The organism is Sphingobacterium sp. UBA865 (genome assembly GCF_002295765.1).
GTDB classification, from domain to species: domain Bacteria; phylum Bacteroidota; class Bacteroidia; order Sphingobacteriales; family Sphingobacteriaceae; genus Sphingobacterium; species Sphingobacterium multivorum.
Map to the genome: position 1 here is coordinate 57,759 of NZ_DBGB01000042.1, position 15,912 is coordinate 73,670.

General features: G+C 40.3%; 12 protein-coding genes and 1 tRNA gene. 4 read left to right on the forward strand and 9 right to left on the reverse strand.

Annotated elements, in window-relative coordinates; translation table 11 throughout:
• Positions 1-4: 4 nt before the first annotated feature.
• From B2O97_RS23350 to B2O97_RS23380, 7 genes are all read right to left on the reverse strand, one after another.
• Positions 5-1,318, reverse strand: a complete 1,314-nt coding sequence (locus tag B2O97_RS23350) for an aspartate kinase (RefSeq protein ID WP_046675821.1) — start codon at positions 1,316-1,318, stop codon at positions 5-7.
• 124 nt (positions 1,319-1,442) lie between these two features.
• Positions 1,443-2,390: a D-2-hydroxyacid dehydrogenase gene (locus B2O97_RS23355; protein ID WP_286768268.1), complete on the reverse strand. Its 948-nt coding sequence runs from the start codon at positions 2,388-2,390 to the stop codon at positions 1,443-1,445.
• Between the two features lie 144 nt (positions 2,391-2,534).
• On the reverse strand, positions 2,535-3,605 hold the full coding sequence (gene serC / locus B2O97_RS23360) for a 3-phosphoserine/phosphohydroxythreonine transaminase (protein WP_070569687.1): 1,071 nt from the start codon (positions 3,603-3,605) through the stop codon (positions 2,535-2,537).
• Positions 3,606-3,791: 186 nt separating this feature from the next.
• Entirely contained in the window at positions 3,792-4,049 is a 258-nt protein-coding gene (locus tag B2O97_RS23365) for a hypothetical protein (protein WP_070569685.1), read from the reverse strand.
• Between the two features lie 55 nt (positions 4,050-4,104).
• Positions 4,105-5,367 (reverse strand): NADP-dependent isocitrate dehydrogenase, encoded by a 1,263-nt coding sequence (gene icd / locus B2O97_RS23370; RefSeq protein WP_070569683.1) that lies wholly within the window; start codon positions 5,365-5,367, stop codon positions 4,105-4,107.
• A 25-nt stretch (positions 5,368-5,392) separates the two neighbouring features.
• The gene (locus B2O97_RS23375; protein WP_070569680.1) at positions 5,393-7,516 is read right to left on the reverse strand and encodes a cation:proton antiporter; all 2,124 of its coding nucleotides are present in this window, start codon (positions 7,514-7,516) and stop codon (positions 5,393-5,395) included.
• A gap of 115 nt (positions 7,517-7,631) precedes the next feature.
• Positions 7,632-8,849 (reverse strand): ABC transporter permease, encoded by a 1,218-nt coding sequence (locus B2O97_RS23380; RefSeq protein WP_070569678.1) that lies wholly within the window; start codon positions 8,847-8,849, stop codon positions 7,632-7,634.
• Between the two features lie 151 nt (positions 8,850-9,000).
• Between B2O97_RS23380 and fmt the strand changes: the two genes are divergently transcribed.
• Positions 9,001-9,918 (forward strand): methionyl-tRNA formyltransferase, encoded by a 918-nt coding sequence (fmt, locus tag B2O97_RS23385; protein ID WP_070569676.1) that lies wholly within the window; start codon positions 9,001-9,003, stop codon positions 9,916-9,918.
• On the opposite strand, the gene B2O97_RS23390 is transcribed toward fmt, so the two are convergent.
• Positions 9,915-10,136, reverse strand: coding sequence for a helix-turn-helix domain-containing protein (locus B2O97_RS23390; RefSeq protein WP_046675813.1), 222 nt, complete (start codon positions 10,134-10,136; stop codon positions 9,915-9,917). The two genes, fmt and B2O97_RS23390, sit on opposite strands and share 4 nt — an antisense overlap.
• Before the next feature lie 390 nt (positions 10,137-10,526).
• On the opposite strand from B2O97_RS23390, the gene B2O97_RS23395 reads away from it, so the two are divergent.
• On the forward strand, positions 10,527-11,387 hold the full coding sequence (locus B2O97_RS23395) for a sigma-70 family RNA polymerase sigma factor (RefSeq protein WP_028068906.1): 861 nt from the start codon (positions 10,527-10,529) through the stop codon (positions 11,385-11,387).
• Positions 11,388-11,517: 130 nt separating this feature from the next.
• Here the strand turns inward: B2O97_RS23395 and B2O97_RS23400 are convergent, their stop codons facing one another.
• Complete coding sequence (locus B2O97_RS23400; protein ID WP_070569674.1) at positions 11,518-14,373, reverse strand: M16 family metallopeptidase; 2,856 nt, start codon at positions 14,371-14,373, stop codon at positions 11,518-11,520.
• A 244-nt stretch (positions 14,374-14,617) separates the two neighbouring features.
• Here B2O97_RS23400 and xerD point away from each other — a divergent pair, with 244 nt between their 5' ends.
• Together xerD and B2O97_RS23410 are read left to right on the forward strand one after the other, a co-directional pair.
• Positions 14,618-15,520, forward strand: coding sequence for a site-specific tyrosine recombinase XerD (xerD, locus tag B2O97_RS23405; protein ID WP_070569672.1), 903 nt, complete (start codon positions 14,618-14,620; stop codon positions 15,518-15,520).
• Positions 15,521-15,798: 278 nt separating this feature from the next.
• A tRNA-Arg gene (locus tag B2O97_RS23410) sits at positions 15,799-15,870 on the forward strand.
• Positions 15,871-15,912: the final 42 nt, after the last annotated feature.

The window sequence follows — 15,912 nt, forward strand, 5'->3', positions numbered from 1 at the left end:
ATTCTTAAAATAAACGATTGTGCAATGAACGTAATGCTTCAGTTTTATGATCTGAATTCAATAGAATTGACACGTTAAAGTCTGAACCACCATACGAAATCATACGAACTGGAAGGTGTTTTACAGCATCAAGTACGCGAGCGGCATAGCCATGGCTATTCAAACCAAAATCCCCTACAACGCATACAATGGTCTGATCACCATCCACTGTTACTGAACCAAAATCTTCCACTTCTTTGATAATATCCGCCAAATTTGTGGTATCATCAATCGTCAAAGACACCGCCACTTCCGAAGTTGTGATCATATCGATTGGTGTTTTATAACGCTCGAATATTTCAAAGACACGGCGCAGGAAACCGTAGGCAAGTAGCATTCTCGACGAATGGATATGAATTGCTGTGATACCGTCTTTCGCTGCTATAGCACGAATACAACCTTTCTGCGCACCGTCTTTACTGATCAATGTCCCTTTTGCATTGGGTTCCATCGTATTCAACAACCGAACTGGAACGTTATATTTTTGCGCTGGGAACACCGATTGTGGATGTAAGATTTTAGCACCAAAATAAGCCAGCTCCGCTGCTTCATCAAAGCTTAGATGTGCAATCGGTGTGGTTCCTTTGACAACACGGGGATCATTGTTGTGCATCCCGTCGATGTCAGTCCAGATCTGAACTTCCTCGGCACGGATTGCTGCCCCGATCAAGGAAGCCGTATAATCTGAACCTCCACGGCGCAAATTATCAATTTCACCAAAAGAATTACGGCAAATAAAACCTTGCGTGATAAATAGGGTATTTTCTGGACTCTGGGCCAAAATATGGCTTAGCTTTTCGCCAATGTAATCAACCATAGGCTCATTGTCTTCATCAATTTTCATAAAGTCCAGGGCTGGCAAAAGCACGGATTTTACGCCAATTTCATTCAGGTAAAAATGCCATAAAGCGGTAGACATCAATTCGCCTTGTGCTAAAATAACTTTCTCCTCGATGGGTGTAAACAATTCGTTGGCCAAGGTAGAAATCAGGTTAAAATGGTAATCGATCAATTCTTTACCATTTTTATATCCCTGTTCAGTACTGAAAAGTTCTTTAATAAGGTCTTCGTACTTATCCTTATGCTTCTTGACCAACTCTTTAGCTTCGTCCTTCTTACCTGCTGTGTAAGCTTGACCGATTTCAACCAAAGCATTTGTCGTTCCAGCAACTGCGGACAACACGACGATCTGACGTTCAGCAGGGTTTACAATATCCAACAACCCTTTGATACGTGCTGCACTCCCCACGGAAGTACCACCAAATTTTAAAACTTTCATACTGAAGTTACAATTATTAAATTTCTGTGTGCCAATATAGGCAATTCATGAATTTATATTAAAAAAATGCGGCACAAAATCATGAAAGTTTTGTGCCGCATATCTGATATGTTATGCGGAAGAATTACTTCTTCAAGTTTTCGATCAGTAGACCGGCCAATTCTTCGCCGATTCTTTCTTGAGCTTCATTAGTTGCCGCTCCAATATGTGGCGTCAATGAAATTTTCGGATGTTTCAAAATCTCCTCACGTGGAGTAGGTTCGTTGTCGAATACATCTAAACCAGCAAATGCTACCTTGCCCGAATCCAATGCTTTCACCAATTCCAACTCATCAATAACGCCACCTCTAGAAGCATTGACTAAGCCTACACCATCTTTCAATAATGGGAACTCCGCAGCTCCAATCGCTGGTTTATCCAAAAATGGAACGTGTAAAGAGATAAAATCTGAAACTTTCAATAGCTCGTCCATCTCCACTTGTTGAATAGGCACGTCAACCTGGATACCACCTGAAAGTGTTATGGTCAACGCTTTTGGTCCTTCGAACAAATCCGTATAAACCACATCCATCCCTAGACCAATGGCGATTTTGGCAACTTCACGACCGATACGGCCAAATCCAACGATACCGATCGTCTTACCACGAAGCTCCGTACCGGCACCATAAGCTTTTTTAAGGGCGCCAAATTTTGTGTTGCCCTCAACTGGCATTTTTCTGTTGGCATCGTATAAGAAGCGGACACCATTCAATAGGTGAGCAAACACCAGCTCAGCAACGGATAGCGAAGATGCCGCCGGGGTATTGACAACAGCGATGCCTTTTGAACGGGCATATTCTACGTCAATATTATCCATGCCTACTCCACCACGGCCGATAACTTTCAAATTAGGGCAGCCATCAATCAGGGCCTGACGCACTTTAGTTGCGCTACGTACCGTGATTGCGTCATAAGCAAGAAGCTTTTTTGGAAGCTCTTCTTGTGGAATATGCGTTGTATCTACACTATGACCGGCATCTTCCAGCATTTTTTTTCCTAGTGGATCGATACCGTCATTCGCTAATATTTTCATCTTTATAATTCGTTTTTAAAGGTAGCAGTACCATTCAACTCATTGGAAGATCCAATCCCGTGAATACGATACGACCTTTATAATTCGTAATCTAACTAATTATTTATTCGTCAACTGTTAAATTTCAGCAACATGCATGCAGCCTTAGGCTGTATGCGTGTCCTCAAATTCTTTCATGGCATCAATCAACGCATTTACGCTGCTCAATGGTAAAGCATTGTAGATTGAAGCTCTAAATCCACCGACAGAACGGTGACCTTTGATGCCAATCAAATTACGTTCTTTCGCCAAAGCCAAAAATTCAGCTTCCAACTCTGGTGTATCCATCACAAAAGTAACATTCATGCGTGAACGGTCTTCTACAGCAGCAGTACCTTTGAATAATGGGTTGCGATCGATTTCATCGTATAAAGCACGTGCTTTGATGATATTCTCTTGTTCCAATACCGAAACACCGCCTTTTGCTTTTAACCAACGAAGGTTTAACATCGAAACAAAAATCGAATATACCGGTGGTGTATTGTACATTGAACCACCGTTGATATGCAATTGATAATCCAACATCGATGGAAGAATACGTCCTGATTTACCTAAGATATCATCTTTAACAATCACGAGTGTAACACCTGCAGGTCCCATATTTTTTTGAGCACCAGCATAAATCAAATCATAGTCAGCAACGTTGATCTCACGTGAAAAAATATCAGAAGACATGTCAACAACCACTGGCAAAGCGGTTTCGGGTTTATCAAAAACCTCCGTACCGTAAATGGTATTGTTGGCTGTATAATGAAAATATGCCGCATCTGTTGGGATGGCATATCCCTTAGGGATATAGGAATAATTTTTATCAATCGACGAAGCTACAACATCTACTGTACCGAATTTTTTAGCTTCTTTTAATGCTTTTGTAGCCCATACACCCGTATCCAAATAAGCAGCCTTACCGCCTTCAGGTAAAAGATTCAACGGCGCCATTGCAAATTGCAAACTTGCCCCTCCTTGAAGGAAAAGAATCGAATATCCCTGAGGTACTGCCAATAACTCGCGTACTAATTGTGTGGCTTCATCTATCACTGCTTCAAACTCTTTGGAACGGTGAGAGATCTCTAAAATTGATAAACCGGTGTTGTTAAAATCAATTACAGCTTCTGAGGCTTGTTGAAATACTTCCTTTGGCAGAATACATGGACCTGCTCCAAAATTATGTTTCATTGATGTTATAGTTTGTTTGATTGCTATTTTTTAACCCTAGCTAAGCAATCCGTTGTTTAAAAACCAAAGGTAAAATAAAATTATATATTTTTCAACTAATCTGTTTTTTTATTGAAAATTTATAAAATTCTAAATGATTTCAATAAAAAGATCGCACAACAAACAGCTAATTCAATGCAAAAAACATCAAATAAGCAACACTTTCCATGCCATATCTACCTGATTATCTTGCAAATACTCCTTAGCCTTGAGCTGAAGATGGGTATTACGAGAAGATTGATCACCAATAAAGGCATTTAGCAATTCGTAAATTTCAGGGAGACTCGTTATATCATCTACCTCCTGTGGCGTGGGTAAACGGTCGACCTGAGCCAACTTCATTTTTTCGTTCTCCGTAAAAACGGTCGATTCCTTTATAAAAAGTGGCAGCTGATTGTAATCCATAAAAAAGCAGAAATTTTATTCAAATTTCTGCTTAATATCTCAGAAAATAAAATTCTTATATTTTTTCAATAATTCGATCTGCAAATTCGCTTGTTTTGACCAAGGTCGCATCATCCATCAAATTGTAAAAATCCACCGTCACAGTCTTAGCCAATATCGTTTCTCCTAAGGCCTTAACAATTGCCGCCGCCGCTTCGGTCCAGCCGAGGTATTCGAATAGCATAACACCGCTTAAAATAACCGATGAAGGATTCATGGTATTGGTATTTGCAAAGCGAGGTGCAGTACCATGGGTGGCTTCAAAGACAGCGTGCCCGGTTTTAAAATTGATATTAGCACCCGGTGCGATCCCTATACCGCCAACCATTGCTGCCAGCGCATCAGAAATATAATCACCGTTCAGATTCAACGTTGCCACAACAGAAAAATCCCGTGGATTCAGCAGGATCTGCTGTAAAAAGTTGTCGGCAATCATGTCTTTAATCAAAATTTTACCGGAATCTAAGGCCACTTTTTGTTCTTGATTGGCAACCTCCACACCCTTTTCTTCTTTCGTTCGCTCCCACTGTCCCCACGTATAGGTTTTGTCGGCAAATTCCGTTTCAGCAACCTCATAACCCCAAATCTTAAAAGCCCCCTCCGTAAATTTCATGATATTTCCTTTGTGAACAATCGTCACGGAAGGCAAGTTGTGATCAATAGCATGTTCTATTGCTGCACGGACTAATCTTTTGGATCCCTCTTCAGAAACCAGTTTGACACCGACGCCTGTCGTGGCCGAGAAATTGTAATCAATATCAAGCTCATCATGCAAGAAATCCTGGAATCTGTTGGCTTCAGCTGTTCCTGCCTGAAACTCTATTCCAGCATAAATATCTTCGGTATTTTCGCGAAAAATCACCATATCCACATACTCGGGATGTTTGACTGGCGAAGGTACACCCTCAAACCATTTTGTCGGGCGTTGACATACATAGAGATCCAAATCCTTACGCAACGCAACATTCAACGAACGGATTCCCCCGCCTACTGGCGTGGTGAGCGGCCCTTTGATTCCAACCAGGTACTCTTTTAATACATTCAGCGTATCTTTTGGTAGCCATTCGCCTGTTTCGTTGAAAGCTTTCTCACCTGCCAACACCTCCTTCCATGTTATTTTCCGTTGTCCGCCGTACGCTTTCTCCACCGCCTGATCAAAAACACGCACTGCCGCATGCCAGAGGTCAGGACCAATGCCGTCGCCGATAATAAAAGGAATTGTTGGAAAATCTGGAACCTGTAAAGTTCCTTCACTTGACATTGTAATCTTATTTGACATAACCTTCAATTTTAACGGACAATAACTATCCCTTATTAAACATATTTCCGATTTCTTTGCTAATTTTTCTAAAGATTGGTGCAGCTTCAACATCTTCATATTCGTCGATGTGCGCATTTTCCACTCTACTAGGAAACACTAAAACAAGATTTTCGTTTGCATAAATACGATCTAATTTCTTTGCTACTCCATCCAGCGAATCCCGATAGGAAACTTCTCCATTTCTAGCCGACACAAAAATAAACATCGCATCCTCCTCCTTAAACGCTTTAAGGCCCTGTAAATTGTCCCAGTTGTCGTAATGTTTGAATGTGACAGGAACAGAATTTTTCAATTCGACGAGATGTTCTTCAATGGCAGCGGCAGAACGTGTATCAACCACAAAAGTGATGGACAGGGATAATTCCTGGGCAAACTTGACCACCTTCTCCAGCCAGTATTCGAAACCAAATTCCGCCTCGCACATCGGTGGTGCAAAAACGACAATCGACTTATTCGAAATAAAAGGTTTTTTAAAATGACATAACATCACATTAGCCGAGGTTCTATTTAAAATACTTTCCGTTTTCTCCCCGACAAACTTATCCATAAAATTGGCCGCACTTGGCCAGCCCAAAACAATACAATTGGCAGAAACCTCTTTTGCCGACCGCGCAACCCCGCTGGCAATGTTTAAATCTATTGTAGCACTTATATTCACATTTGTTTCACTACCCGAAGCATACCTGACCATATTGTCCAGGTTCTTCCGTGCTTTAGACATGTTTAATTGTGCCTGTTCATTATCTTTCACAACGGACACAATATTGACAGGATAGGAACATTTCTTGCTTTTAATATAGGTTGAAAAATCCAAAATCGGCTCCATATTATCCATATTAGCGATAGAAATCAAGATGTTTTCATCTTTTTCCTTTACCACATCAGTATGTTCTTCGTCCTGTTCGCCATCCATAACCACTTTACGTGAGGCATTTCCCGTCACCACCGTGGCGACAATGCAGGTCACCAAAATCAGCAGAATCGTACCATTAAGCACATTCTCATCGATAATGCCGTTCTTATGTCCAACCATAATAACGGCCAGTGTTGCCGCAGCATGTGCACTACTTAAACCAAATATTAGGTTACGTTGACCACGGCTGTATTTAAAAACAATCTGTGTCAGCCAGGCGGCCACATATTTTCCGACGATAGCCACAACGGTCAGTGTTCCGGCAATAATAAGGGCCTGCGGCCCTTTCAAGATCACGCTGACATCGACAATCATGCCCACAGATATCAAGAAGAAAGGAATAAAAATCGCATTACCGATAAACTCGATCCGGTTCATCAAAGCCGAAGAATGTGGAATCAGTTTATTGAGGGCCAGACCGGCCACGAAAGCCCCAATAATCGGCTCAAGGCCGGCAATTTCCGCTAGAAAGGCCGCAAAAAACACAACCGAGAGAACGAAGATATAATTGGACGTCTTCTCACTCCCCAAGCGCTCAAAAAACCATTTCGCGATCCTCGGAATAACACCAAACATGATAAACAGAAAGATAGCAAAGGAAATCGTCAGGGTAATCCAAAATTCATTACCTATATTTCCCTGAGAAACGCCAGTAATTACAGCAAGAATAATCAGCACGGCCGTATCGGTCAGGATTGTTCCACCGATCGTAATCGCAACAGCCTCCATTTTTGAAATACCATAGCTATTGACGATGGGATAAGAAACCAGCGTATGGGTAGCAAACATGCTTGATATCAACAAACTCGGCAAAACACCGTAACCCAATAAAAAGTGACAAACGGGATAGCCAATACTGATCGGCACGATGAATGTCAAGAAGCCAAAGAGCAAGCTCTTATTTTTTGTCTTTTTAAATTCATTCATGTCCAACTCGAGCCCGGCAATAAACATGATATAGAGCAGGCCTATTGTTGAAAAAAGCGTTATGGCCGAGTTTTTTTCCAGCCAATTTAGTCCATGCGGTCCAATAATAACGCCGGATATAATTAATCCTATAATCCCCGGAACCTTAATCGGTCGCAGTACAATCGGTGATAACAGGATAATAAAAAGTACCAGTGAAAATATAAGTACAGGATTTTGTAAAGGTGCTTCGAAGGCGTGGGAAATATGCTCAAAAGTTTTATTCATATGTGCTTGTATACTAGCCGTAAAATATAAATACTTATTTTTCTATACAGCTCGAAAAATAGTTAACAGCACTAAAAATACGATTTTTTAAAGAAAGCGAAGCCTAAAAAGAGCGTTACTTAAAAGAAATGGCTTTAATCGGACTAATTTTGGTAATTAGCATTGACGGAATAAATAAAGAGATCATTCCGATAAACACAACAGCCAAATTGACAAGAATCACATCAGACCATTGAAGTTGAACGGCCACATAGGAGATATAGTAGGTCTTCTCATCCAATTTAAAGAAATGGGTAAAATCCTGAAAAAAGTAAAAACCGAGGCCAATAAGATTACCGATTAACAATCCGAGGCCGATCAGGTACAAGGCACTGTACATGAAGACGCGGCGAATTCCGGCATTGTGATACCCCAACGCCTTTAAAATACCGATCATTGAAGTACGCTCAAGAATGGTGATCAGCAAGGCGGAAATCATATTGATAATAGCCACGACCGTCATCAATATAAAAATGATTTTGGTGTTCATATCCAGCAGTTCCAGCCACTGAAAAATATCGGGAACCTGATCCTTGATATTAATTGCCTGCATATCGATAGGCAACAGATCTTCAACCTTGTTTGTTGTCCGTTCGAGCTGACTAAAATCTTTGATCCGAATCTCATAGCCCCCTACCTCATGATCATCGAGGTTGCTCAGTTTGCGGATGACATTGAGAGACCCGATCACATAGACCTTATCTAATTCTTCAGAGCCTGTATTAAAAATGCCCTTAATGACAAATTTACGTTTGCGTATAGGATCCTGCACGAAATACATAATAAAATCGTCACCGACTTTTAAGAGCAATCGATCTGCGAGATACTTAGAGACTAAAATCTGATTATCGGCATTATCCGATTTAAAGTCTATCATATTCCCTTCCACCAGCATACCTTGAAACGGCTGCTGATTATACAATGAATCGATACCCTTGAGAACCACGCCTTCCACTTCATTGTTGACATTGATGATTCCGGCCTTGGTTGCAAAGGAACTGATGGAATTGACTTGAGGAATTGCCAATATGGACTTGCGGACCTCCGGTGCAAGTGTTATGGGCGAATTTTCGTAAGACTTATTCAGGTCGTAACGTAAAACCAATACATCGGCAAAAAAACTCCGTTGCTTACTGATAATCTCTCCCTTAAATCCGCGCAATACCGCAATAGATATAATAATCGCTGCAATAGCAAGAGCAATGGCACCAATAGTCACCCGAACGATCAATTTTGAGAACGTTCTTTTTCCAGAAAATGCGATCCGATTTGCTAAAAAATAAGGAAAATTCAAGCTTTCAATATATTTATGTAACTTCGCAAAGTTATAAAAATTTGTTATTTACAAAACTGAAATGACAAATTATTAGGTGTTTTTCAGTAGGCTATTCAACGAGGAGGCTCCTGCACTGGTTTAAAGAGTTTTATAAAAATTTTCAAGTATTATGCGTATTATTTTCATGGGTACTCCCGATTTTGCTGTAGCTTCACTTGAAGCACTGATTCAGTCTGGCGAACAAGTTGTCGCTGTGGTTACTGTACCGGATAAACCTGCAGGACGTGGACAAAAAATACATGAATCTGCGGTGAAAATATTTGCTAGACAACATAACATCCCAGTTCTTCAACCCGTGAAACTTCGCGATGAAGCATTTCTGAATGACCTCAAAAGTTTTCAGGCGGACCTACAGGTTGTGGTCGCATTTCGTATGCTACCTGAGATCGTCTGGAATATGCCTAAATTTGGAACAATCAACGTTCACGCCTCACTCCTTCCACAATATCGGGGTGCAGCACCGATAAATCATGCCATCATCAATGGCGAGAAAGAATCGGGCGTAACGACATTTTTACTACAGCACGAAATCGATACGGGAAACATCTTATTGTCGAAAAAAGTTACCATCAAAGAAACAGACAATGCCGGCGATCTCCACGACAACCTTATGGTGGCTGGGGCAGAAACGCTCCTTCAAACCATCCAGCAATTGAAGGCCGGCACTTTGCAGCCTAAACCTCAAGACGTCCTTCTCACCACGGAGCCACTCAAACACGCACCAAAAATCTTCAAAGAAGACTGTAAAATAAACTGGGATCAGCCCACTGCGCAGGTTTATAACTTCATTCGCGGTTTAAGCCCTTATCCAGCGGCATTTACCCTCTTAAATGATAAGGTACTAAAAATCTATCGCACAGAAAAAGAGCTTGCCCATACAGCTACAATACCGGGCACCGTAGAAACTGACAAGAAAAGTTTCTTAAAAATTGCGACACAAGACGGCTATATTGTCATTTCTGACCTTCAACTCGAAGGCAAAAAAAGAATGAATGTAGTCGATTTTTTAAAAGGCTATCGATTTTAACCTTTTTCATCACCACCATCATAATATTGCAGCAGATCACCAGGCTGGCAGTCTAGCGCTTTGCATATCGCTTCAAGAGTATCTAATCGCAATGCCTTCGCCTTTTGATTCTTGATGATTGAAAGATTGGAAAGGGTAATTCCGACGTTGTCACTCAATTGGTTAAGCGACATCTTTTTCTCTTTCATTATTTTATCCAAGTGAATTAAGATTGGCATAATATAATTTTTATTCTTTTAAATTTATTTAATGTCACTAATAAAACAAAAGATCCATCTTTTTGTTTTATCATAAAATTATCATTTTAAAATAAATTTGAGGAATGCATGGTGCATAATAAATCAGCTGCCGACGAGTTAAATTGTTTAGAACAATAAAAAAAATTAAACCTTTTAGCTCTTTAAATATCAAACAGTTGAATATTACAGCAACAGATAAGAGGAAAAAAAAATATTAAAATGGAATAGTTTTTGATGATTAAAAATTGAAACTCAAAAAAGCCTAACTCATTAAATATGAGTGGCTAGATAATCAATTTTCCATTAATAATTCAAAAATTTTTCGTATTTTCGCAAACATTTCTTAGAGAGGAGAATTAATAAAAATTAATGAGACAGCTCAAAATTACACAATCTATCACCAATCGTGAGTCACAGTCTTTGGACAAATACTTACACGAAATTGGTAAAGTAGACTTAATTACAGCAGAAGAAGAAGTAGAATTAGCACAGCGTATCCGCGAAGGCGATCAAGTTGCCTTGGAAAAATTGACTAAAACCAACCTTCGTTTCGTAGTATCAGTAGCAAAACAATATCAAAATCAAGGTTTAACCTTAGGTGATTTAATCAATGAAGGTAACCTGGGCTTAATTAAAGCGGCTAAACGTTTTGACGAAACAAAGGGGTTTAAATTCATTTCTTATGCCGTTTGGTGGATTCGCCAATCTATTCTTCAAGCAATTGCTGAACAATCGCGTATCGTACGTCTGCCATTGAATCAAGTTGGTTCATTGAGCAAAATCAGTAAGGCTTTCTCAAAACTAGAACAAGAATACGAACGGGAACCATCTCCAGAAGAATTGGCGGATATCCTTGAAACCACAGTAGACAAGGTTTCGGATACGCTAAGCAACTCTGGCCGTCACGTATCTATGGATGCTCCCTTTGTTCAAGGTGAAGAAAACACACTTTTGGACGTTTTGGAGAACCATGATCCAGACACAGACAGTTCTTTGATTGATGAATCTCTGTCAGAAGAAATCAAACGATCATTGGCAACATTAACAGAAAGAGAACGTGAAATTATCGTGCTTTTCTTTGGCTTAGGTTCCAATCACCAATTGTCGTTAGAGGAAATCGGAGAAAAATTCAATTTAACACGTGAGCGCGTTCGTCAGATCAAAGATAAAGCTCTTCAACGTTTGAGACACACTTCAAGAAGCAAAATCTTAAAATCCTATTTGGGTTAACAAGAGATACTTATTAGACATTTTGGCAATCCCAATCAGAAATGGTTGGGATTTTTTGTTCCTAATTTTTTAGCCAATAAAAAAGGGTTGCCTACTACGCAGGCAACCCTTCTGTTTTCCAGGACTCCTGTTATTTAGAATCCGGCATCAAAATAAATTCAAAAAGTCGATCTCTTTTCAAATATTTTCCGGCAACATCCTGCACCGACTTCGAAGTTACCTTCTTCAAATTGTCTATTCTACGTGTATATCGTGCAAGATCAAGATCATTCTGATAAGAACTTGATATATAATTCAGCCAATAACCATTTTCACGAAGATTTAACTCATTTTGTCGCTGTTGTTCTGCTAGGAACTTTTCGATATCTCCATTTTCGGGGCCTTTTTCCTGAATCTTTTTTACTTCATCCAAGGCCGAAGTGATTAAAGCATCAGCCTTATCTACTGCCGAACCAAAACCAATGGAAAAAGCATAACGTGCTTTTGGCAGCTTACTGAAACTCGCCCGAGCGCCCACGCCGTAAACTCCACCTTCTTTTTCACGGAGTCTTTCCAACAATTTGATCGTCAACACACTCTCCAAGGCTTCCATATTCACATTTTCAGTTTCATTATAGGTATAGTCCCCATAGTAGGCCAATTGCGTACTTGCCTTCTCCTCTTTGCCTTTATGAACAACTACGCGCTCGCCCTTGCTCGGCTCCAGAATATTTAAATCCTTGTAGCTTTCTCCTCTTTTAAGGGCCGGCAATGAAGCCAGGTAGGTTTCTAAATAAGGCTTGATCTGATTCTCGTCAAATGACCCCACAATTGTAAACACAAAATCCGAAGCATCAGCAAATCGTTCTTTGTAAATTGCCAAAGCACGTTCCCGATCAATTTTATTGATCGTTTCTACCGTTGGGTTTTGCCGGCGGACATTGTTGCCATAAAGCACTTCTTTCACTTTATCCGAGAATACATTATTTGGATTGCTCAACCTATTTTCCAAAGATCCTTTTGCCCGGGTCATGGTACTCTGGAAAATATCCTGATCCAATCGAGGCTCGGTAAAATAACCATAAATCAATTCAAAAGCATTCTTCAAGCCTTCTTTATCTGTACTACCTGAAATACCTTCGTAACGTTCGGAGATATACGGAGAGATGGAGACATCTTTTCCTGAAAGATACTTCGTAAGCTCAACGTTGTTCATTTGTCCAACGCCGCTTGCATCAATTAAAGAAGACGCATTGGAGGCTGAGAAGTAGTCTGCATCACTATAGCCTGATGTTCCACCCGGACTATACGCCATAATCTGTATCTCATCATTTTTAAAGTCCGTAGGCTTTAAGATTACTTTCACACCATTGCTTAAGATCAATTCTTTCGCTTGAACGGCGTCAATACTTTTTGACGATACAACAGTGCCTTTTACGGGCTCTTTTGAAAGCAAGGGAAGATTGGAAACTTTATCTTCATATGCTGTCACGGGACTCTCTTCCACTGCCTTTACCCAGCCCGTCACGGTAGACTCAGCGGGTAAATTGGCCTTATCCTTTTCTGGCCCCATAACTAAAACATCGCGGTTCAGATCGGTATAATATTTTTTCACCAAACCATTCACTTCCGACAGTTTCAAGGTTGGTAACAGCTGTTTTGTCAAACGATAAGCGTTTTCATTACTTAAAGCAGGTTCATCATCAATAAAATAATTGAGATAACGGTTTACATAGCTATCCGACTTCTTTTTATCACGCTCGATAAATGACATCTCGTTACCCTTTTTCATATCGGCGATGGCACGATCCAACTCCGTCTGTGTAAAACCGTATTTTTGAATGCGCTCAAATTCGGTTAACATCGCTTTAAATCCGGATTCCAACTCGCCTGGTTTAGGCACCACCAACAATGAAAAAGTATTAAGGTTAGCAACAAAATCGCTGATACTTCCACCTGCCTGCATAAAAGGAGGGTTCGGTTGTTGCATCAATTCAGAAAAACGCCCCGCGATCATCTGATTGAACACATTCTTCAACAGCTCGTTTCTGTAATCTCCTACCGTGGAAACCTTTTCTTTTTCGCTTTTGATCAAAATCTGTGCAACAGTGTAGGGCAGTTCCGGATCTGAAATAGCCAAGAACTGGTTCTTGTTTAACAGATCGACCCGATATTTTTTACGCTCCAACGCTTTTTTGGGCATTTTCATATCGGAAAACAATACTTTCACCCTTTCTTCCATCTCCTTGGGATCAATATCTCCAACGATGATCAGGGCCTGTAAATCCGGGCGATACCAGTCTTCATGGAATTTGCGTATTTCTGTGTAGGGAAATGTTTTCAGTATCTGTTCAGTTCCGATCGGCAAACGCTTGGAGTAAAGGGAACCATTGAGCAACATCGGAAAGTATTGATCCTGTAAACGCTGCTGTACTCCTCTTCCACCTCGTTTTTCTTCGAGAATAACACCCCGTTCTTTATCAATTTCTTCGCCATCCAACAAAGCGTCCTGAGCCCAATCGCGCATTACCTGCAAACCATTTTTTAAAAGTTCAGGATCGTCAGAAGGAATGGGCAGCTGATAAACGGTCTGGTCAAAGCTGGTATAGGCATTGAGGTCCGATCCAAATCGAACCCCCGCTTTCTGCAGGTAGTTAACCAATTCATTCTTTGGAAAGTGCTTCAGGCCATTGAAGTTCATATGTTCTAAAAAATGGGCCAAACCAAGCTGTTTTTCATTTTCTAGAATAGAGCCGGCCTTCATACCCAAATACATGGTAACACGGCCTTTAGGCTCGCTATTTTTACGAATAAAGTATGTAAATCCATTTTTCAGTTTCCCTGTGATGACTTCATTGTCGAAGGGTAATTTTTGATTCAGCGCCAAACTATCTTGGGATAGAATCGCGCGCGCTTCCGCAGTTAATGTGGTTGGCATTTTTGCTTCTGCTATATAGAACGTAGCCGGTAATAGAAAAGCTAATGCGAGTGGTTTAATGAATTTCATACAAAAAAATGTCTTTTTTCAGTTATTTTTGCTAATTGTTTTATATTAGGGTAAACGGAACAGGAGATCAATTGTCCCGATAAATCGTAAAATACAGATTAATACTTTTTTCATTATCCAAGGAGGAATCGGGACCCGCTATAAGGGAACGTCTCTTTGTATCACTTATAATCTGTAAAAATTCCACTTAAAAATACAGAATAACTTTCGAAAAGAACAACAGTTAATTGTAATTTTGTTGCAAATGGATTTTGAAAACTGGACTGATATAAAAAAAGAATTCGAACAATTCTTAAAGTTCGAAAGAGGCTTAAGCGTTAATTCAATTGATGCTTACTTAAATGACGTATCCAAATTTCAGATCTACTGCGAAGACAATCATTTGGTTTTAAATACTGTAACGAGAAAAAATATACAGGAGTTTTTGGCTTGGTTGCAGGAGTTTAATATTTCACCCTTCACACAATCCAGGCTGATCTCTGGCCTGAAGACTTTCTTTAGCTTTTTGATGATCGAGCATGAATTCGTCCACAATCCGACAGATCTTCTTCAGGCGCCACGCTTGGCACGCAAGCTGCCCAGCGTTTTGAGCATACATGAGATCGATCAATTGATCGCGGCAATCGATCTTTCTTCACCCGAGGGTGAGCGCAATAAAACGATCATCGAAATCTTATACGGATGCGGTCTCCGTGTTTCCGAACTTGTCACACTCAAGATATCGAACCTTTTTTTAGATGTTGAATTTATCAAAGTTGAGGGCAAGGGAAGCAAAGAACGCCTCATTCCAATTGGTCAACACGCCATTAAACACCTCCGTATCTACTTAGAAACGATCAGACCTCATATCAAGATTAAGGCCGGAAATGAAGATATTGTATTCCTCAACAGAAGAGGCGCCGCATTATCCCGGGTCATGATCTTCTTGATCATCAAAGAACTTGCCTTAAAAATCGGTTTACAAAAAACCATCAGCCCACATACCTTTAGGCATAGTTTTGCATCACATTTAGTGGAAGGCGGGGCAGATCTAAGAGCTGTACAAGATATGCTCGGTCATGAAAGCATTACCACGACCGAAATATACACACACATCGATAGGGACTACCTTCATTCCGTTATTACGCAATATCATCCACGGTCGTGATGAATGTCCGATCACCTTTTGCCAGCTCGGCCATCCAAATGAACTATACTGCTTTATTCAGGGGCAATCGTGCTAGCCTCCTCTCATTCCACATTGCCCGCCCGATGCTAAGCATATATGGAAACTATTATAGCATTGACGTAAAAAAATAGAGAATTGACAAAAGCTAAACGCTAAAATACTGACGATAAGATGCCTTAAAAATTGATTGCTAAAAGATATAATTTTATCACAAAGATTGTTTGTAAGATCTAGAAAATAGTATATCTTTGCCAGACGTTCCCGTAGTTCAATGGATAGAATTTCAGATTCCGGTTCTGACGATGTGGGTTCGACCCCCGCCGGGAACACATCCTATTTAACAACAAAGACTATCCTAGGATAGTCTTTGT